The sequence below is a fragment of the Winogradskya consettensis genome, assembly GCF_018332715.1.
GTDB classification, from domain to species: domain Bacteria; phylum Actinomycetota; class Actinomycetes; order Mycobacteriales; family Micromonosporaceae; genus Actinoplanes; species Actinoplanes consettensis.
In genome coordinates this window covers 81,959-99,278 of sequence record NZ_BOQP01000021.1, presented here as the reverse complement: position 1 = coordinate 99,278, position 17,320 = coordinate 81,959, and the positions used below count along the sequence as shown (strand labels likewise).

Here is a 17,320-nt window from a genome sequence, read left to right as displayed (position 1 = left end):
CCGATGACCACGGTCGCCCGTACGGGTGACGGGTGCGACGAAACTCCGCAGGTGGGATGACCCCCGGTGCGTTCGGGTGATGACGACGGCCCTCCCGCTGGCGTATTCAAGGGGGGAGGGTCGCAGGTGGTTCGGGGGGAGACGGGGTTCTGGATGGGTGGCCGGCAGGCGTACGCCGAGGCGGTGCAGTTCGTGGCACCGGCTCCTGAGCCCCGGTCCGGGCCCTGGCCGGCGGTGATCCGCGCGGTCCTCGACGCCATGCCGGGACCGGCGGCCCTGCTCGTCCCGGTGCGTGACCCGGCAGGCCGGCTGATCGACCTCGAATACGTCGCCACGACCCCCGGCACGGTCCTCGGTGACGGGCGGCTGGGCAGGGAGCTGATCGGCACCCGGATGGCCGAGGAGTTCCCCGGGACCGCCGCCGGCGACCGCTGGGCCGCCTACGCGCGGGTCCTGGAGACGGGCGAGCCCACGGAGACCGGCCCGTTCCAGCACGGCGAAGGCCGGTGGCGGGTCCGCGCCCACCGCGTCGAGGGTGCGCTCCTGATGACGTGGGAGCGGCTCGACCTCAGCCTGGAGGCGGGGCAGCGGATCGCGAGCACCGAGCGGCTCGGCAACCTGGGCTGGGCCGAGTGGGACCTGGTCAGCGGCGAGACCCGCTGGTCGGAGCAGCTGTACCGGATCTTCGAGCGGGACCCGGCGCTCGGCGCGATGACCCCGGCGCAGACCGACGCACTGGTGCTCCCCGAGGACCGGCCGGACCGCGACCTGTCGCTGCTGGCCCTGCAGCGCGGCGACAGTGTCGACGTGACCTTCCGCGTCCTGCTGCACGGCCGGGTCAAACATCTGCGAGCGGTCGCCGACGTGGTCCGCGACACCACCGGCACCCCGCTGCGCTACTTCGGGATAGTGCAGGACGTGAGCGCCCTGGAACAGAGCGCACAGCGCCTGGCCGACGTCGAGAGTCAGCTCGCCGAGCAGGGCCGCAGCCTGGCCGCCGAGCACGCGCTCGCGGCCCGGCTGCAGCAGGTCATCCTCCCGGTCCCGCCCGAGCCCCTCGACCTGCCCGGCCTCAAGGTCGCGGTCCGCTACCTCCCGGCCAGCCAGGAGGACCTCGTCGGCGGCGACTGGTACCACGCCGCCGCGATGAGCGACGGCTCGGTCCTGCTCGCCGTCGGCGACGTGGCCGGTCACGGCACCCACGCCGCGACGACGATGGCGCAGCTGCGTTACTCGCTGCGCGCCCTCGCGGTCACCACCCGCGACCCGGCCGTCCTGCTCGGGCATCTGAACCGGCTCCTGTGTGACCTGTCGGAGGAATCCCGCAACCCGGAGACCACCGCGACAGCCATCGTCGCCCGCTACGACCCGGTCCGCCGCCGCCTCACCTGGGCCCAGGCCGGTCACCCACCGCCGCTGCTCTCCCGCGCCGGCCGCACGGCCACCCTGCCGCGGCCCTCCGGCCCGATGCTGGGCGTGGTCGAGAACGCCGTCTACGAGGCGGCGGTCCTCGACCTCGCCTTCGGCGACCTGCTCCTGTGCTACACCGACGGCCTCGTCGAACACCGCCGCAACGGCCCCGACGACGGCCTCGCCTCGGTGATCCGCTCCGTCGACGAAGCCGTCGCGGCCGCCCCGGGCCGCCCCCTCGGCGAACTCCTCAGCCGCCTGCGCCAGGCCAACCCCGACGACGACACCTGCATGCTCGCGGTCCGCCCGATCTCCGACCAGACCCGCGACCTGCGCCGCTACGTCCTCGGCCGGTAACGCTCACCCTCCCACACGGCGATAGCGCGTTTCACCAGGTCGGCGTTGCCCCGGGCGGGCGCCCCGGTCTCGTCGACGAGGGTGTCCTCCAACCCGATCCGGGTGGGCAGCCCGAGCCGCCCGGCATACCGGATCAGCGGCCAGCACGCCTCATCCTCCCCGTGCAGCAACCGGGGCCCGGCCACCCCGAGCTGCTCCAGGCGTTCCAGAATCAGGTCGGCCGCGCTCATCGCCTCGGCGGCGGGCGTGCGAAGAACCTCGATCAACACCTTCTCCACGGGTACGCCGTGCAGCAGATCGGCGTCCTGTCTCGACCACACCCCCGCCTCGGTGGCCACCCCCGCAGCCTCGAGCACGGCCACGGTCTCGTGGAACAGCCCCTCACCCAGGTTCACGGACGCGAACGCGGGCCTGCTCGCCTCGGGAAGATCCGCCCACGCACGCAGACGCTCCAGGCGTACGAGCGCATTGCCGTTGGTGATCCACAGGCCGGTGGTGACGCCGACGGGCGTACCCGGGCACCGCTCCTTGACCGACTTGACCGCCGCACCCACCGCAACCGCGTCGAGGGTCTCGGCCCCCGCCGCGTCCCTCGGATGAAGGTGGACGGCCTCAGCCCCCGCAGCGACCGCAGCCGCGGCATCCAGAGCAAGTTCCTCAGGCCTCATGGGTACGCCCGCAGCGCGCCCGCCGTTGAGACAAGCCTTCATCCGCCTGATCACCCCCGCCACTCTGCCACGATCGATCTGGTGGGATGGGCTGATGAGTTCACGAGGTGTGCTGGTGACCGGGGCGTCGCGGGGGATCGGCAGGGCGGTTGCCGGTGCGTTCGCGGCGCGGGGGGATCGGGTGGCTGTTCACTACGGGTCGTCGCGGGCCGAGGCGGAGGAGACGCTCGGGTTGCTGGCCGGCGGAGGGCACACGCTGATCGGGGGAGGGCTCCCCGATGATGCCGAGCGGATCGTCGCCGCGGCCGTGGAGGCGCTGGGTGGCGTCGATGTGCTGGTCAACAACGCGGCCACCGCGCCGGCGCCGGCCAACCGGCACGAGATCACCGACGTCTCGTACGCGGACTGGCAGCAGTCGTGGCGCAGCATGCTCGACGTCAACCTGCTGGGCGCCGCCGACGTGACCTACTGCGTGGCCCGGCACCTCATCGAGCGGGGCGCGCCCGGGAGCATCGTGAACGTCGGCTCCCGGGGCGCTTTCCGGGGTGAGCCGGAGTTCCCCGCGTACGGGGCGAGCAAGGCGGCTCTGCACGCGTTCGGGCAGTCCATGGCCGTCGCGCTCGCCCCGCACGGGATCGCCGTCACCTCGGTCGCTCCCGGGTTCGTGGCCACGGAGCGGCAGGCGGCGAAGCTGGCCGGGGACGGTGGTGACGCCGTCCGGGGTCAGAGCCCGTTCGGCCGGGTGGGGACGCCCGAGGAGATCGCGGCGGCCGTCGTGCACCTCGCCGACCCCGGGTCCGCATGGGCCTCGGGTGCGATCCTGGACGTCAACGGGGCGTCGTACCTGCGTACCTAGCGATTGCCGGAACTCAGCGCGGCCATGATGATGCGCTGCGCCCGGACCGGCTGGTCTCCACCCATCTTCAGGGTGTTGACGGAGTAGACGATGCGGCGGGACAGGTCCCGGGTCGCGCCCATGCCGTTGTTGTAGCCGGGGCGGTCGCCGCTCTTGCCCCAGATCACGGTGCCGCCGAGGTCGAGACGCTGCAGGCCGGCCGAGTAGCCCGCCGGGGTGTCCGTGCCGAACATGGTGATCCCGGCGGGGACGGTGAACATCTCGTCGAGCTGGGGCCGGGGCAGCAGGCGGCCCGAGAAGAGGGCGACCATCAGCCGGTCCAGGTCGCCCGCGGTGGAGATGATCGACGCGGCCGACCACTGCAGGGTCGTGTTGGCGAGGGTGACGTCGCGCCGCCCGTCCGCCGTGACCTCGTAGCCGTGGGCGTGCGGGCCGGGGATGCGGATGTCGTCGCCGGGCGTGCTCGTGCCGTTCAGGTGCAGCGGGCGGATGATGCGGCGGTTCACCTCGTCGGCCCACGTGTGACCGGTGACCTTCTCGACGACGAGCCCCGCCATGATGTAGTCGACGTTGCCGTACCGCTGGGACTCGCCGGGTGTGAACGCCAGGTCCTGGGTCAGGTCGATCTGGCTGCCGGGCGCCCAGTGGTCGTAGCGGTGCTCGAAGAACCACGCGGGTGTCTTGTGCGGCACGGAGACGTGGTTGAGGCCGCTGGTGAACGTCAGCAGGTTACGTACGGTGATCGGCGCGTAGGAGGCGGGCAGGAAACCGGGGACGTACTGCTGGACGGTGCCGTCGAGACTGAGTTTGCCCTCGGCGGCGAGCTGGAGGACCACGGTGGCGGTGAACACCTTGGTCATCGAGCCGATCCGGAACCTGCTGTCGGCGGCGGGCGGGCGCTCCGAGCGTACTGAAGCATGGCCTGCCGCACCCGACCAGCTGCCGGCGGACCCCCGGACCTGGACCAGGGCGGCACTGGCCTCGGCATCCGGCAGGCCTGCCAGAGACGCTTCGAGCGCGGCCGTATCCAGGCTTCCCCCAGCCTGCGCGGCCGTGTTGAGGCTTCCCGCGGCCTGCGCGGGTGCGGACGTGGCGACGGCGAGCCCGGCTGCCAGGACAACCGCACTCATTGTGGTACGTAGTAATCGCATGAGCCAGAGCCTGCCGTCCACTGTGTCCTGAGAGACACCCGTGAACCCCCGGAGCGGACCCTGATCCGTGACCCCGAGAGAATGCCGGGATGAGCACAGCGCCGGCGGTGTCCTGCGTCTTCGTCTGCCACGACGGCCAGGGCCGGATCCTGCTCGCGCGCCGCTCCTCCGGCGCCCGTGACGAGCCGGGCACCTGGGATTGTGGCGCGGGTGCCCTCGAGTTCGGGGAGAGCTTCGAGGATGCCGTCACCCGCGAGGTCGGCGAGGAATACCGGGCGTTACCCCGGGAGATCCGCATGCTGGGGGTCCGCAACGTCGTCCGCCCCGGCTCCCACTGGGTCGCTCTGATCTTTTCGGTACGGGTGGAGCCCGGCGACGTCGTCAACGGTGAACCGCACAAGTTCGACGAGCTCGCCTGGTTCCGCCTGGACGCACTGCCCGTGCCGGTGCACTCACAGCTCGTCGCGACGCTGGATTTGTTCGCCGCCTAGGCAACTTTTTCGCCGGCTCGCCACGTTGTCGGGTCGAGATGATCATTCAGAGACTGCCGGCCGTCCTCGTGCTGTTCCTGACTGCGGCCTGCGCACCCACCCCTGTTGCTGCTCCGTCCTTCCAGCCTGCCGCGCATCCGCCTTCCGGGCGCGCGTCCCCTTCTGCTCGCCCGCGGGTGGTTGTGCCGATCACCTACCCCGCGCACGGCTCACGCCGGTGGACGGTCGCCGCGGCGCAGACCGGGCCCGCCGCCGGTCATGCCGGTCAGCTCCTGCGGTACCGCGTCGCCGTGGAGCGCGACATCGAGGGCCTGAGCGCCGCGAGCTTCGCGAAGGCGGTGACGACCACCCTCGGCGACCGGCGCGGCTGGACCGCGGGTGGTCGCCGCCAGCTGCGCCGGGTCGGGCCGGGGCAGGCCTACGACTTCACGATCTACCTGGTCACGCCCGACACCCGCGACGCGATGTGCGGCGACGTCCCCGACGGCTACACCTCCTGCCGCAACGGCGACAAGGTGATCCTCAACGTCGAACGCTGGGTCGAGGGCGTCCCGCACTACGGCGCCACCCTCGCGGTGTACCGCCAGTACATGGTCAACCACGAGGTCGGCCACCGGCTGGGCCATGGTCACGAACGCTGTCCCGGCGAGGGTGAGCCGGCCCCGGTGATGCTCCAGCAGACCCTCGGCCTGCACGGCTGCGAAGCGAACGCCTGGCCGTACGTCGACGGCTCCCTCTATCAGGGCCCGCCCGGTTCCTACGAGAGCTAACGGCCCGCGTCACCTATCGGGTTCCTGACCGGGTCGCCACGCCGGAGCGGGTCGAACCTCCATCGACGATCGCTGTAGCGTGACTGTCGGTGATGGAAATCCATGGGGGAACGGCGAATCATGACAGCTTCCGGCAGCGAGGCCGACGTTGCGGCACTGGCCACAATGGGAACGTACATCCAGGCAGTAGCGTCCGTGTTCGACACTGTGCACAGTGTGATCCCGGCTGGTGACAGGATGTCCGCGTGGCCGTCCGGTGTCACTCTGAGTGATGCCGAGCGGGTGTGGAGCGGCTTTCTGGAGCAGCTCGCCGATCAGGTCCGGCGGCTCGGCGCTGCCATGTCGGCCACGGCCGCTGCCTACCGCGCCGCCGACCTGCGATCCGCCGACCGGCTCACCGCCGCCGGGGTGACCCGATGACCATCACGCTGGACGTGGTGATGGGCACCGACCCGGGCCGGATCGACGCCGAGGCGTATGCCTGGGAGGCGATGGCGGGTGCCCTTGACGACGCCACGGGGTCGCTGATCGGCGCCACACGCGATCTCGGCACCGTGTGGCCCGCCGGCGCCGCGGCGGAGGCCGCATCCCGGGAAGCCACCCTGCTGCGCGCGGAGGCGTCGAACGCCGTTCTGCCCTGCCGGGCGGTCGCGCGGGCGTTGCGCGACCATGCCGCGACCATCCGGGCTCTCCAGGACACGGCGACCGCCCTCTCCGCGGAGGCGAAAGTGGGTGGCTATCGCGTCGACCTGTCCTCGGGCGTCGTGGTTGCCGCGGAGGGTGTTTATGAACGGGCGTCCGCGTTGTCGTGCATGCACCAGCGGATGGACGGCTACGTTCAACAGTTGCAGGGGATCGTCGACCGGGCGGCGGAGAGCGACGCGCGCACCTCGGCGGCCATCACCGCCGGGCTGCCCGATCGGCGGAACGGCTTCGGGTCCGCTCCGGCCGTGGCTGTCACCGAGGATCAGGTGCGAGCCCGGCAGGGCCGCCCGCCCGCCGAGGTGAACCTGTGGTGGCTCGGGCTGAGCCCGGAGCGGCAGGAACAGGCGATCCGTGACTTCCCGCAGCTCGTCGGCGGGCTCGACGGGGTGCCCTGCCGCGACCGCGACGCCGCCAACCGACGCTGGCTGTCCCGCCGCCTCGCCGACCTCGCCGTCGCGCAGGACGCCGTCCGCAACCGGTTGCCACACGTCACGCCGCGGTCGGGGGAGGACTACGAGTTGTGGCGGCGGCTCCGGGTGATCGGCGAGGAGCTCGACGGGCTCGCCGCCGTGCGACGGGGCCTGGAGCGGGCAGGTGCGCAGGGGCTGCTCCTCGGCGTCGACTCAGCGGGTGACGGGCGGACGGTCATCGCCGTGGGGGACCCCGACGCCGCGACACACACCGCGGTCTGGGTGCCGGGGCTGGGCACCACGATCGGCAACACCCGGGGCAACGTCGAGCGGATGGTCCAGCTCCAGCGCGAAGCATCACGGGCCGGCGAGAGCGTCGCCACCGTGTACTGGCTGGGCTACGACGCGCCGGAGGTCCTGTCGGTTGCCGGAAGCGACCGGTCACGGGCCGGGGCGGCTCCGTACGCCGCGTTCATGCAGGGCCTGCGGGCCACCCACGACGGCGAACCGGGGCACCTCGTCGCGATGGGTCACTCCTACGGCTCGACCGTGGTCGGGGAGGCCGCGCTCACCGGGCAGCTGCCGGTCGACGACATCGTGACCCAGGGCAGCCCCGGCGTACACACCGACCGGGCCACGGCCCTGACGTCCGATCCCCGCCACGTCTGGATCGGTTCCTCCCCCACCGACCCGGTGTCGACCACGGGCGGCCCGGTCATGGTCCCGATCGCCGGCACCTTCCTCGCCGCCCTGTACGACGGGGTGCACGGCCCCAGCCCACAGGCCCCGGCGTTCGGCGCGAACGAATACGACGCCGACACCTTCTTCCACCTGCGCTACTGGGACCCCGGCAGCGACAGCCTCCGCAACCAGGCCGCGATCGTGTCCGGCGCCTACTCCGCCGTCGACCTCGACCACGGCCAAGCACCACCGGACTGGCCTCGTTAGTTCCGGGAGCCTTCCAGGGTGATCTGTGCGCCGGTGGGGGTGACGTCGATGGAGAGGCATTCCTGGCCCCTGGTGAGGATCCAGCCGGCGGGGCGGCAGTCGCTGGTCCAGCCGCGGGTGCGGGCGTGCACCCGGAGCTCCGCCTGCAGGTCGGCCGGGGACTGGCCGGGGCGGCCGGCGACGGTGAGGTGGGCGGTGCAGACGCCGGTGCCGCAGTCGGTGCCGTCGTGGGGCTCGACAGTGGCGTGCAGGCCGGAGGGGAGGGGAAGCACCACATCGCTGCCGGGGAAGAACGGAGCCGGCCTGATCCAATCCGAGCTCGCACAGCAGACCAGCAGCAGACTCGCCGTGGCGAGCAACCGGAACGGCCAGACGACCCGCAACCGCGGGCCCGGCCCCAGGGTGCGACGTTCGACCTCCCGGCCGGCGGCGACCAGGACGACGGCGAGCACCAGGCTGCCCAGGTTGATCTCCGCCGTGCCGAGCGGGAACGCCCGGACCCCCAGCCACGCGGCGCCGCCCACCAGGACGAGCGCCGCGGCGACCGGCCACCGGACCCGGCCGCTGCGGGCGATCACGAGCCACACCACCAGAACGACGGCCACCAGCTCCATGACGGCGATCATGGCGGAGCCCCGCAACCCGCCCGTGTTTGACTGGCCCCATGAACTTCGAGGTGCGTACGACGTCGCTGCAGGGCAGCTCCACCGCCGTCGCCGCGGCCGGTGCCTTCACCCCGGTCGTCGACCGGACCGTGGCGGCCGGCGGTGGCGGGCTCGGCTTCAACGGCGGTCAGCTGCTCTATCTGGCCGTCGCCGGGTGTGTCTCCAACGACCTGTTCCGCGAGGCCGACGCGGCCGGCATCGCGCTGACCCGCGTCCAGGTGACCGCGCGCGGCGACTTCACCGGCTCCCCGGCGGTCTCTACCGAGATCGTCTACGAGGTCGACGTGGCCGGCGACGCCCCCGCCGAGCGCCTGGCCGAACTCGTCGCCCACGTCGACACGATCGCCGAGATCCCCAACTCCCTGCGCCACGGCACGGCCGTACGCCTCGTCGTCGCGGGCGCCTAGTCGCTACGGTTCTCCTTGTAGTCGTGAACGCCAGGGTGTGAGGGCACGCCAGGGTGCGCGGCGGGGCGTCCTCCCGTGCTGCCGCGGCAGACCACGACAGCGACGAGCACCACCAGCGTCAGCGCCAGGACAACGAGCATCGTGACCATGTGGATCACCTCCTGCGCCGAAGTGTGCGGCGGGTGTGCAAACTTTCGGTCGCGGCGATGAGTTCGGGGGTCCGGCGGTATCTGATCCTGGTAGGGGGTGGGACATGCGGGATCGGCCGGAGTTCTCCGGGGTCGCGGAGCCGCTGCGGCGGGAGTTGTTCGTGCACTGCTATCGGATGCTGGGGTCGGCGCAGGACGCCGAGGATCAGGTGCAGGAGACGTTCCTGCGGGCGTGGCGGGCGTACGACAGGTTCGAGGGCCGTTCGTCGGTGCGGGTGTGGCTCTACCGGATCGCGACCAATGCCTGCCTGCGGGCTTTGCAGCAGTCGGGGCGCCGGGCTCTGCCGTCGGATCTTTCCGCGGCGGCCGAGGATCCGTGGCATCCGGTCGGCGCCGGTGACCGTCGGGCAGGCTGGTTGCAGCCGCTGCCCACCGACCCGGCCGATGTTGTCGCCGGCCGGGACCAGGTGCGGCTCGCCATGGTGGCGGCCCTGCATTATCTGCCGGCCCGGCAGCGCGCGGCTCTGCTGCTTCGCGACGTCGTGGGGATGACCGCGGCTGAAGTGGCGGGTGTGCTGGAGACCACCACAGCGGCGGTGAACAGCGCATCGCAGCGGGCGCGGGCTCAGCTCGCCGCGCTGCGGGCCGCCCCCGGCGACGTGGAGGGTGGGCACGTGGACCAGGCTCTGCTGGACCGGTACGTGGACGCCTTCCGCAACGCCGATCTGGCCGCGCTGGAGAAAATTCTGCTCGAGGACGTCACGCTGGAGATGCCGCCGTACGAGACGTGGTTCCGGGGGCGCGACACCGTGCTGGCCTTTCTCGGCGCGCGGATCCTGGACCGGCCCGGCCGGGTCGACATGGTTCCCGTCGTGGCCAACGGGCAGCGGGCGTTCGCCGTCTACGTCGATCGTGAGGCGCACGCCGTCCACCTCGCCGGCGTCGATCACCTCTATTTCTTTCTCGATCCCGGCCTGTTCGCGTTGTTCGGGGCCGCACCGATGATTTCCGGGGCCGGGGTGGATCGGTATCGGTGAACCGGTGGCGCCCGCCACCGCGAACCAGGAGGTTCACGATGACCGAGCACGATCTCTCCGGCAGGACCGCCCTCGTGACCGGCGCGAGCCGGGGCTTCGGCCGTGCCACGTCGACGGTGCTGGCCGGGGCCGGCGCCCGGGTGATCGGGGTGGCCCGCACCAAGGACCGGCTCGACGAGCTGCGCGCGGAACTGGGCGGCGAGTTCGTCGCGGTGTGCGCTGACGTCACGGATCCGACGGTGGCCGGCCAGCTCATCGACGCGTACCGCCCGGATGTCCTCGTCCTCAATGCCGGGGCGAGCCCGTTGTCCCGCCCGATCCACCTGCACACCTGGCAGACCTTCAGCCGGACGTGGGAGGTGGACGTCCAGCACGTGTTCCACTGGACGCGCGAGGCGTTGCTGCGGCCGTTGCGCCCGGGCAGCGTGGTCGTCGCGATGTCCAGCGGTGCCGCGCTGGGTGGCTCCCCGATCAGCGGCGGGTACGCGGGGGCGAAGGCCGCCATCCGTTTCCTCACCGGTTATGCGGCGCAGGAGTCGCAGCGGGCAGGGCTCGGCATCCGATTCTCGGCTCTCCTGCCGTCGCTCACCCCGGGCACCGCGCTGAGCGATGCCGCCCTGGCCGGATACGCCGAACGGCAGGGTGTCGAGCTCGGGGAATTCCTCGGCAACCTCGGCCCGGTCCTGACCCGGGAGCGGGTTGCCGGGGCAGTCGCCCGGCTGGCCGGCGATCCGGCGCTCGACGCGGCGGCGTACACGCTGAGCCCGGACGGTCTTGCCGCGATCGACGGCTGAGCCCGCCGGGTTTGTCCCCGGTGGATATCGTCGGCGTCGAGCGGGCGGGGGCGGGATGACGAAGATCGTGATCATCGGGGACGTCGGCGGGTGCATCGAGGAGCTGGCGGACGCGCTGGTGGCGTACGAACACGATCCTGATGTTGTGGTTGTGCAGGTCGGGGATCTGGTGGATCGGGGGCCGGACAGCCGCGGGGTGCTGGAGCTGGTCGGTACGCGGCTGGGGGAGCGGCCGCGGCGGTGGATCCAGCTGATCGGCAACCATGAGTGGCAATATAGGAGGGTGGGCGGGCGGTGCCGTCGGCCAGATTCACGGGCATTCCAGCATCGTGGATTTCGCCAGCCGGACCTGGCGGTGCGGTGAGCGGTTGCGGGAGCGCACCGAGGTCGACTGGGAGGCGCGGCACACCGTGACGCGGATCGGCGGGTCCCGGTTCGTCGGCGTCGATCCGAAGCACGGTACGGCCGGGGCCCCGGCCTGGGAGCCCTTGGTTCTTCAAGGCGCGACGCTGCTTTAGAGCAGGCCTGGTACGAGGGCGCCGCCTACCAGGGTGAGCAGGCGTTGCACCTGGGGGCGGGCGCCGATGGTGCGCAGCCGGCCGCCGGCGTCGCGGCCCGTGTGGACGATGAGTTCGCAGGTGGAGGCGTCGGCGAAGCGCAGGTCCGCGAGGTCGATGGTGACGACGGGGCGGGTGCCGGTGTCCTCGAGGAGATGGCCGAGCAGGGTGGCCAGGGAGTCGCGGTTGGACAGGTCGGCCTCGCCGGACAGGCGCAGGCCGGCAGCGCTGCGGATCATGCGGAGCAGCGGTTCGCGCCCGGCCGGGTCCGCGGTCACCGTGCAGGGGTGGGCACGGGCGACGTCCGAGAGCAGGGTACGACTGCAGATGCGGCGGTCGTACGTGCACACCGCCATGCCGTAGCCGTCGGCGAAGACGCGGTTGAGCTGGCGTTCGAACCAGCCGACCCGGTCAGCGCCGGGCACCCCGCCGGCCGCCCAGGTGAGGTCGCCGAGGGTGCGCAGGCCCGCGTACCCGTCGCGGCGTGCGCTGCGGACGGCCTCGGTCCACTGATGGTGGGTTCGTTCGGCGTCGAAGGCGCCGCTGTCGTCGAGGTAGGCGCCGGTGGCGGCCAGTACCTGCAGGTCGCCGCGGCGCAGGGCGGGTGCGACGTCGATGCCCGCCGCGGCGAGATCGGCCAGGGCCTCGTCGCGTCCGGGCCCGGCGGCCAGGTGGACGACCCGATGGTGGTCGCGCAGCCCGCACCGGACATAGGCGGCGGCCAGCCGGCGGCGTTCCGCATCGGTGGCGTACGTCCAGCAGACGTGATCGCCGGGCCGCAGCCGCTCGACCAGCATGGAATCCATCCGGGCCCTTCCTCGACGTGGCAGACGCCCGACATTACGTCCGGATCGACGTGACCGGCGTCACTGACACTCCCGGTGGATCCCGTGTCGCCCGGCAGGATTAGGCCGTCCGGCTCACGAGGGCGGTGAGCACGCCCGCGTTCATCACAAGCAGGAAGATCGCGAGTCCGAACTGGAAGCCGTAATCCCGTGCGAGCAGATGCGTCTGGACCGCGCAGGCGAAGTACACCACCAGCCCGGCCGCCGCGGCCGCGCCGAGAACCGGCACCCACTCCCCGACGCGACCCGCCTCGCCGACGAGCAGGAGGCCGCGATCCTCGACGCGCTCGGGGCGGCGGACCGTGAACAGCTGCGCGGCCTGCTGTCCCGCCTGACCCAGCACGCCGGCCACCACGACGGCGTCCACCCCGGGCCGGCGCCGAAGTGAGCGCGTAACCCCTACAGTGGACCCATCGATGTCCTGAGACCGTTGGTCAGCGCTGTGACGTACCGGCGAGCCGCCTACCTGGTTCTCGGCGGGGTGCTGTTCCTGCCGTACGCCATGGTGACCTGGGGACTGGTCCGGGTGGCCCGCGACAGCGAGACGCCCGCGGCTGTGTGGGTGACGCTGAGCGTGGTAACAGCGGTCATCGGGTGCGCGCCGCCGCTGCTGCGCGGGACGCGGGCTGTGCAGGTTGCGGCGGGGCGGGCGTTGCTCGGGGTGCGGTTGCCGGATCCGCCGGAGCATATCGACGCGGAGGCCAGGTTGCGGTCCGCGCTGTGGTTCACGCTGCACCTGGCGGTGGGTGCGCTGGTCGGGCTGCTGCTGTTCGTGGCGCTGCCGGGCGCGGTGGTGCTCATCCTGACGTCCGGCGGGTGGGGTGCGGCGGGGCTGATCCTGCTCGGGGTGGCGGTGCTGCCCGGGACGGCGTACGCGCTGGCCGGTCTCGGCGCCCTCGCCGCCCTGATGGCACCGGCGTTGCTGGGGCCGGCCACGCGGGAGCGGACCGCGGCGCTGGAGGCCGAGACCGTACGCCTCGCCGAGCACAACCGGCTGGCCCGCGAGCTGCACGACTCGATCGGGCACGCGCTGACCGTGAGTGTCCTGCAGGCGGGCGCCGCGGGGCAGTTGTTCGACCGTGATCCCGCATTCGCCCGGCGGGCCCTGTCGGCGATCGAGGAGACCGGGCGGGCGGCGATGGAGGACCTCGACCGGGTCCTCGGCCTGCTACGGGACGGCGAAGGCCGCACGCTGGCGCAGGTCGGGCGGCTCAGCGCCGGGCTGCCTGTCGAGGTGACGGCCCACGGGCCGGTGCGGGACGTCCCGGCGGCGGTGTCGCGGGAGGCGTACGGGCTGATCCAGGAGGCCGTGACGAACGCGCTGCGCCATGATCCGCAGGGCCCGGTCTCGGTCGAGGTGATGGTGACCGGGCGCAGTCTCACGGTCGAGGTCGTGAACACGCTCCGGGCGACCGGCGAAGGCGGCGGCGGCGGCCGGGGTCTCGCCGGGATGCGTGAGCGGGTGGCGTTGCACGGCGGGGTGCTCCAGGCCGGTCCGCGGCATGGCCGGTGGCGGGTCAGGGCGGAGCTGCCGTGGTGAGCGCGCCGATCCGCGTGGCGGTGGTCGACGACGAGGAGCTCGTCCGGATCGGGCTCGCCGCCATAATCTCGGCCGCGCCCGATCTGACGGTGGTCGGTGAGGCCGGGGACGGTGCGGAGGTGCCGCCGCTGCTGTCGCGCACCCGTCCGGACGTGATCCTCATGGACGTCCGTATGCCCCGCATCGACGGCCTGCAGGCAACCCGGCACCTTCTGGAGACCCGGCCGGACCCGCCGAGGGTCCTGATGATCACCACCCTCGAGCACGACGAGTACGTGTACGCCGCCCTGCGCGCCGGGGCCTCCGGCTTCCTGCTCAAACGGTCCCGCCCGGCCCAGGTGCTCGAGGCGATCCGGGTTGTCGCCGCGGGCGAATCGCTGCTGTTCCCCGCGGCGATCCGGCGGATGGCGGCGGCGTACGGGCGGACGACGCCCCCGGCCCGGCTGACCGCCCGTGAGGGTGAGGTGCTGCGGCTGATGGCCGAGGGCCTGTCCAACGGGGAGATCGCCGGCCGGCTGGTGCTCGGCGCCGAGACCGTGAAGACGCACGTCGGCAACGTGCTTGCGAAGCTCGGGGCGCGCGACCGGACGCAGGCCGTGATCGCCGCGTACGAGTCAGGTTTCGTGGTCCCGGGATCTGGCGGCTGAAACTGGATCTCCCCCGCGTGGGGGAGGCGGTTCCCCGCTGTGCGGGAGGTTCGCGCCGGCCGTTCCCGCGAGGCTGATTGCTGTCCCCACCACGAGGAGGAACAGCAATGAGAAGACTGATCGCATCCCTGGCAGCCGTCGGCGCCGTGTTCGCAGGCGCAGCCCCGGCGGCCGCAGGGACTGCTTCGCCCACCGAGGCCAGCCTGGTCGGCTCCGCGACCCTGTGGCGCGCGGCCGGTGACAAGATCCGCTTCACGTTCGACGCGCACGGCTTCGGCCTCGACGTCCGTGGCACGTTCCGGGTCAGTCACTACCTCGGTGACCAGGGCGCCTGGATGACCGGCACCATCGATTGCCTGGTGGTGGGTGGCGACGTCGCTGTGGTCACCGGGATCATCACGGCGAGCAGCGTTCCGGAGTGGGTGGGCGTACGCCGTGGCATGACCGTCTACGACCACGGCAGGAGGGACCGGGTCGGCTACAGCTGGGTGCTCGATCCCGGCAGCACCGAGTCGGTCCCGCAGTGTGTCAGCGGCGCGCCGTACGAGTGGGTGGAGACCGGCGACTTCCGCGCCGTCGAGTGGTTCCCGTTCCCCGGCCCGCCCGTGTCCTCCCACTAACGTGCAACCTTCGGTTGCGCAATGCGGTGGCGGTGGCTATCGTCATGTGCAACCAAAGGTTGCAGGAGGATGTCATGGAGAACGGAACCATCGAGCGTGAGGTCTATGTCGAGGCGTCGCCCGAGATCGTCTTCGATGTGGTGAGCAGTCCCGAGCATCTTCGCGGGTGGTGGCCGGACGATGCCCGCTACGAGCCCGTGCCCGGGTCGGAGGGCGAGATCGTCTTCGGTGACTGCAATGCCGGCGGCAAGGTGGTGCCGTTCACCGTCGTCGACGCGCAGCCGCCGCGGATGTTCTCGTTCCGGTGGACGCATCCGGCGGGTGAGACGGCCGCGGAGGGCAATTCGCTGCTGGTGACGTTCGAGCTGGCGCCGTCGGGGGACGGGACGTTGCTGCGGATGACCGAGACCGGGTTCCGCGAGATGGGCTGGGAGGTCGCCGTTCTGGAGGAGACCTATCAGGATCATGTCAACGGCTGGGGCGTTTTCATGCCCCGTCTGGCGCCGTACGCCGAGAGCCTCAAGGTCCACCGGTGACGGTCGACGACGACCTGTGGTCCGCCATCGGTGACCCGACCCGTCGCCGGATGCTCGACCTGCTCCTGGCCGGGGGTGGCGGCACCGCGACCACTCTCGCCGAGGAGCTCCCGGTCACCCGCCAGGCGATAGCCAAGCACCTCGGCGTCCTCGACCGCGCCGGGCTGGTCCGGGCCGCGCCGGAGGGCCGCGAGCGCCGCTACCGGATCGACGACGTCCAGCTCGCCCGTGCGGTGGCCCAGCTGGCCTCGGTCGGCTCCGAATGGGACGCCAGGCTCCAGCGGATCAAGCGGATCGCCGAGGCGATCCAGCGCTCTCAGCAGGACTGAGGGCCGGGCGTGGAAGGCCGGCGAGGGCTGTCTCCGTGATGCTCCGGAGGGTGCCCTCGTCGGTCCCGGCCTTGCCGAGGGCCTCGATGCCCCGATGAACGGCCAGCAGCAGGGCGGCGAGTTGCCGCGGGTCGGCGGCGGGGTCGATGTCGCCGTTGCGCTGGCAGGCCTCGAGGTCGGCGGTGATGGCCTGTTGGACCGCCTGGAAAGCGCCCAGTGAGCGTGCCGAGACCACCTCGTCGTGCTCGGTCAGCTCGGCTGTGGTCTTGGCCAGCAGGCAGCCCCGGTGGCGGGGGTCACTGGAGAAGGCCGCGTGGTCCATGAGGTACGCGGTGAGCCGCTCGAGTGCCTGCTCGTCCGACCCGCTCAGCCGGTGGTTCGCCAGCTGGACCGCCTCGTCGCAGTGGTCGCCGAAGATCCGGTGGAAGAGCTCGCGCTTGCCGCCGAACGCGCCGTACAGGCTGCCCTTGCCGAGGCCGGTGGCCGCCGCGATCGCATCCATGCTGGTGCCGGCGTAACCGGTCGTCCAGAACTGGTCGCGCGCCGCGATCAGCACGCGCTCCTCATCGAATTCTCTCGGCCTCGCCACCCTCGCAGTCTATGCGTTCTTGACGACATCGTCCATAACCGCCTACGTTATGGACGACTCATTCAAGAAAACGAGAGCGAGCGATCGATGAGCGGACTTCTGGACGGCAAGGTGGCCGTGGTCACCGGTGGGGCGAGCGGGATCGGGCTGGCCATCGCCCGGCGGTTCGTCGCCGAGGGTGCGCAGGTCTTCATCACCGGCCGGCGGCAGGCCGCGATCGACGCGGCGGCCGCGGAGCTCGGGCCGCGAGCTGTCTCGGTGCGGTGCGACGTGGGGAACCTGGCCGACCTCGATGCCCTCTACGAGGTCGTCGCGCAGCGGTCGGGCCGGATCGACGTCCTGGTGGCGAACGCGGGCGGTGCGGTGCCGGCGGTGCTCGGGGACATCACCGAGGAGCAGTTCGACGCCATGTTCGCCACGAACGTGAAGGGCGCGGTGTTCGGGGTGCAGAAGGCGATGCCGCTGCTGGCGCGGGGGGCATCGGTGATCCTCATCGGGTCGAGCACGTCGACGCGACCCGACCGGGGCATGGAGGTCTACGGCGCGACCAAGGCCGCGCTGCGCAACTTCGCCCGCAGCTGGACGCTGAACGCGCGGGAGAACGGTTCCGGGTCAACGTGCTGAGCCCGGGGCCGATCCGGACCCCGGGCCTGCTCGGTGTCGCCCCCGCGGACCAGCAGGACGAGTTCGTGAAGATGTTCGAGACGGTGCTGCCCGCGGGACGGCTCGGCGAACCCGACGAGGTCGCCGCGGCCGCGCTGCTGCTGGCCTCGGACACCGCCACCTATGTCAACGGTGCCGAGTGGTTCATCGACGGGGGATACACCAGCGTCTGACGG

At 71.9% G+C, this 17,320-nt stretch carries 22 protein-coding genes and 1 pseudogene; 16 read left to right on the top strand and 7 right to left on the bottom strand.

Features of this window, described 5'->3' with window-relative positions:
- Positions 1–126: 126 nt before the first annotated feature.
- Positions 127–1,767: a PP2C family protein-serine/threonine phosphatase gene (locus Aco04nite_RS20625; protein WP_244876152.1), complete on the top strand. Its 1,641-nt coding sequence runs from the start codon at positions 127–129 to the stop codon at positions 1,765–1,767.
- Here Aco04nite_RS20625 and Aco04nite_RS20620 read toward each other — a convergent pair.
- The gene (locus Aco04nite_RS20620) at positions 1,749–2,435 is read right to left on the bottom strand and encodes a 3-keto-5-aminohexanoate cleavage protein (RefSeq protein ID WP_244876151.1); all 687 of its coding nucleotides are present in this window, start codon (positions 2,433–2,435) and stop codon (positions 1,749–1,751) included. The two genes, Aco04nite_RS20625 and Aco04nite_RS20620, sit on opposite strands and share 19 nt — an antisense overlap.
- A gap of 94 nt (positions 2,436–2,529) precedes the next feature.
- On the opposite strand from Aco04nite_RS20620, the gene Aco04nite_RS20615 reads away from it, so the two are divergent.
- Entirely contained in the window at positions 2,530–3,291 is a 762-nt protein-coding gene (locus Aco04nite_RS20615; RefSeq protein ID WP_212998875.1) for an SDR family NAD(P)-dependent oxidoreductase, read from the top strand.
- Here the strand turns inward: Aco04nite_RS20615 and Aco04nite_RS20610 are convergent.
- Positions 3,288–4,421 carry a serine hydrolase domain-containing protein gene (locus tag Aco04nite_RS20610; RefSeq protein ID WP_244876150.1) on the bottom strand — a complete coding sequence of 378 codons (1,134 nt, stop codon included), beginning with the start codon at positions 4,419–4,421 and terminating at the stop codon, positions 3,288–3,290. The two genes, Aco04nite_RS20615 and Aco04nite_RS20610, sit on opposite strands and share 4 nt — an antisense overlap.
- 110 nt (positions 4,422–4,531) lie before the next feature.
- On the opposite strand from Aco04nite_RS20610, the gene Aco04nite_RS20605 reads away from it, so the two are divergent.
- From Aco04nite_RS20605 to Aco04nite_RS20590, 4 genes are all read left to right on the top strand, one after another.
- On the top strand, positions 4,532–4,933 hold the full coding sequence (locus Aco04nite_RS20605) for an NUDIX hydrolase (protein WP_212998873.1): 402 nt from the start codon (positions 4,532–4,534) through the stop codon (positions 4,931–4,933).
- A gap of 38 nt (positions 4,934–4,971) precedes the next feature.
- Positions 4,972–5,703 (top strand): DUF3152 domain-containing protein, encoded by a 732-nt coding sequence (locus tag Aco04nite_RS20600; RefSeq protein ID WP_212998872.1) that lies wholly within the window; start codon positions 4,972–4,974, stop codon positions 5,701–5,703.
- Between the two features lie 120 nt (positions 5,704–5,823).
- The gene (locus tag Aco04nite_RS20595) at positions 5,824–6,123 is read left to right on the top strand and encodes a hypothetical protein (protein ID WP_212998871.1); all 300 of its coding nucleotides are present in this window, start codon (positions 5,824–5,826) and stop codon (positions 6,121–6,123) included.
- The gene (locus Aco04nite_RS20590) at positions 6,120–7,766 is read left to right on the top strand and encodes an alpha/beta hydrolase (protein WP_212998870.1); all 1,647 of its coding nucleotides are present in this window, start codon (positions 6,120–6,122) and stop codon (positions 7,764–7,766) included. The genes Aco04nite_RS20595 and Aco04nite_RS20590 overlap by 4 nt, the downstream gene beginning before the upstream one ends.
- Here the strand turns inward: Aco04nite_RS20590 and Aco04nite_RS20585 are convergent.
- Positions 7,763–8,380: a hypothetical protein gene (locus tag Aco04nite_RS20585; RefSeq protein WP_212998869.1), complete on the bottom strand. Its 618-nt coding sequence runs from the start codon at positions 8,378–8,380 to the stop codon at positions 7,763–7,765. The two genes, Aco04nite_RS20590 and Aco04nite_RS20585, sit on opposite strands and share 4 nt — an antisense overlap.
- A gap of 50 nt (positions 8,381–8,430) precedes the next feature.
- On the opposite strand from Aco04nite_RS20585, the gene Aco04nite_RS20580 reads away from it, so the two are divergent.
- Entirely contained in the window at positions 8,431–8,838 is a 408-nt protein-coding gene (locus tag Aco04nite_RS20580) for an OsmC family protein (protein ID WP_212998868.1), read from the top strand.
- Here Aco04nite_RS20580 and Aco04nite_RS20575 read toward each other — a convergent pair.
- On the bottom strand, positions 8,835–8,987 hold the full coding sequence (locus Aco04nite_RS20575; protein WP_212998867.1) for a hypothetical protein: 153 nt from the start codon (positions 8,985–8,987) through the stop codon (positions 8,835–8,837). The genes Aco04nite_RS20580 and Aco04nite_RS20575 overlap by 4 nt on opposite strands.
- Before the next feature lie 104 nt (positions 8,988–9,091).
- Here Aco04nite_RS20575 and Aco04nite_RS20570 point away from each other — a divergent pair, with 104 nt between their 5' ends.
- From Aco04nite_RS20570 to Aco04nite_RS20560, 3 genes are read left to right on the top strand one after another with little or no spacing between them, the layout of a single operon-like run.
- Positions 9,092–10,024 (top strand): RNA polymerase subunit sigma-70, encoded by a 933-nt coding sequence (locus Aco04nite_RS20570; protein WP_212998866.1) that lies wholly within the window; start codon positions 9,092–9,094, stop codon positions 10,022–10,024.
- A 38-nt stretch (positions 10,025–10,062) separates the two neighbouring features.
- A complete protein-coding gene (locus Aco04nite_RS20565; RefSeq protein ID WP_212998865.1) occupies positions 10,063–10,818 on the top strand; it encodes an SDR family oxidoreductase in 756 nt (251 codons plus the stop codon).
- A gap of 55 nt (positions 10,819–10,873) precedes the next feature.
- Positions 10,874–11,182, top strand: coding sequence for a metallophosphoesterase (locus Aco04nite_RS20560; protein ID WP_212998864.1), 309 nt, complete (start codon positions 10,874–10,876; stop codon positions 11,180–11,182).
- A gap of 150 nt (positions 11,183–11,332) precedes the next feature.
- Here the strand turns inward: Aco04nite_RS20560 and Aco04nite_RS20555 are convergent, their stop codons facing one another.
- Both Aco04nite_RS20555 and Aco04nite_RS20550 read right to left on the bottom strand, forming a co-directional pair.
- Entirely contained in the window at positions 11,333–12,181 is an 849-nt protein-coding gene (locus Aco04nite_RS20555; protein WP_212998863.1) for an MEDS domain-containing protein, read from the bottom strand.
- 100 nt (positions 12,182–12,281) lie between these two features.
- Positions 12,282–12,587, bottom strand: a complete 306-nt coding sequence (locus tag Aco04nite_RS20550) for a DoxX family protein (protein WP_212998862.1) — start codon at positions 12,585–12,587, stop codon at positions 12,282–12,284.
- A 75-nt stretch (positions 12,588–12,662) separates the two neighbouring features.
- Here Aco04nite_RS20550 and Aco04nite_RS20545 point away from each other — a divergent pair, with 75 nt between their 5' ends.
- The 5 genes from Aco04nite_RS20545 (at position 12,663) to Aco04nite_RS20525 (ending at position 15,892) form a co-directional block, all read left to right on the top strand.
- Positions 12,663–13,760 (top strand): sensor histidine kinase, encoded by a 1,098-nt coding sequence (locus tag Aco04nite_RS20545; RefSeq protein ID WP_244876149.1) that lies wholly within the window; start codon positions 12,663–12,665, stop codon positions 13,758–13,760.
- Positions 13,757–14,407, top strand: a complete 651-nt coding sequence (locus Aco04nite_RS20540) for a response regulator (RefSeq protein WP_244876148.1) — start codon at positions 13,757–13,759, stop codon at positions 14,405–14,407. The genes Aco04nite_RS20545 and Aco04nite_RS20540 overlap by 4 nt, the downstream gene beginning before the upstream one ends.
- A gap of 107 nt (positions 14,408–14,514) precedes the next feature.
- Positions 14,515–15,027 carry a hypothetical protein gene (locus Aco04nite_RS20535; RefSeq protein ID WP_212998861.1) on the top strand — a complete coding sequence of 171 codons (513 nt, stop codon included), beginning with the start codon at positions 14,515–14,517 and terminating at the stop codon, positions 15,025–15,027.
- 74 nt (positions 15,028–15,101) lie between these two features.
- Entirely contained in the window at positions 15,102–15,563 is a 462-nt protein-coding gene (locus Aco04nite_RS20530) for an SRPBCC family protein (RefSeq protein WP_212998860.1), read from the top strand.
- Complete coding sequence (locus tag Aco04nite_RS20525; protein ID WP_280519361.1) at positions 15,560–15,892, top strand: ArsR/SmtB family transcription factor; 333 nt, start codon at positions 15,560–15,562, stop codon at positions 15,890–15,892. The genes Aco04nite_RS20530 and Aco04nite_RS20525 overlap by 4 nt, the downstream gene beginning before the upstream one ends.
- Here the strand turns inward: Aco04nite_RS20525 and Aco04nite_RS20520 are convergent.
- On the bottom strand, positions 15,849–16,481 hold the full coding sequence (locus Aco04nite_RS20520) for a TetR/AcrR family transcriptional regulator (RefSeq protein ID WP_212998859.1): 633 nt from the start codon (positions 16,479–16,481) through the stop codon (positions 15,849–15,851). The two genes, Aco04nite_RS20525 and Aco04nite_RS20520, sit on opposite strands and share 44 nt — an antisense overlap.
- 87 nt (positions 16,482–16,568) lie before the next feature.
- Between Aco04nite_RS20520 and Aco04nite_RS20515 the strand changes: the two are divergent.
- Positions 16,569–17,317: pseudogene (locus Aco04nite_RS20515) on the top strand (SDR family NAD(P)-dependent oxidoreductase).
- Positions 17,318–17,320 lie beyond the last annotated feature (3 nt).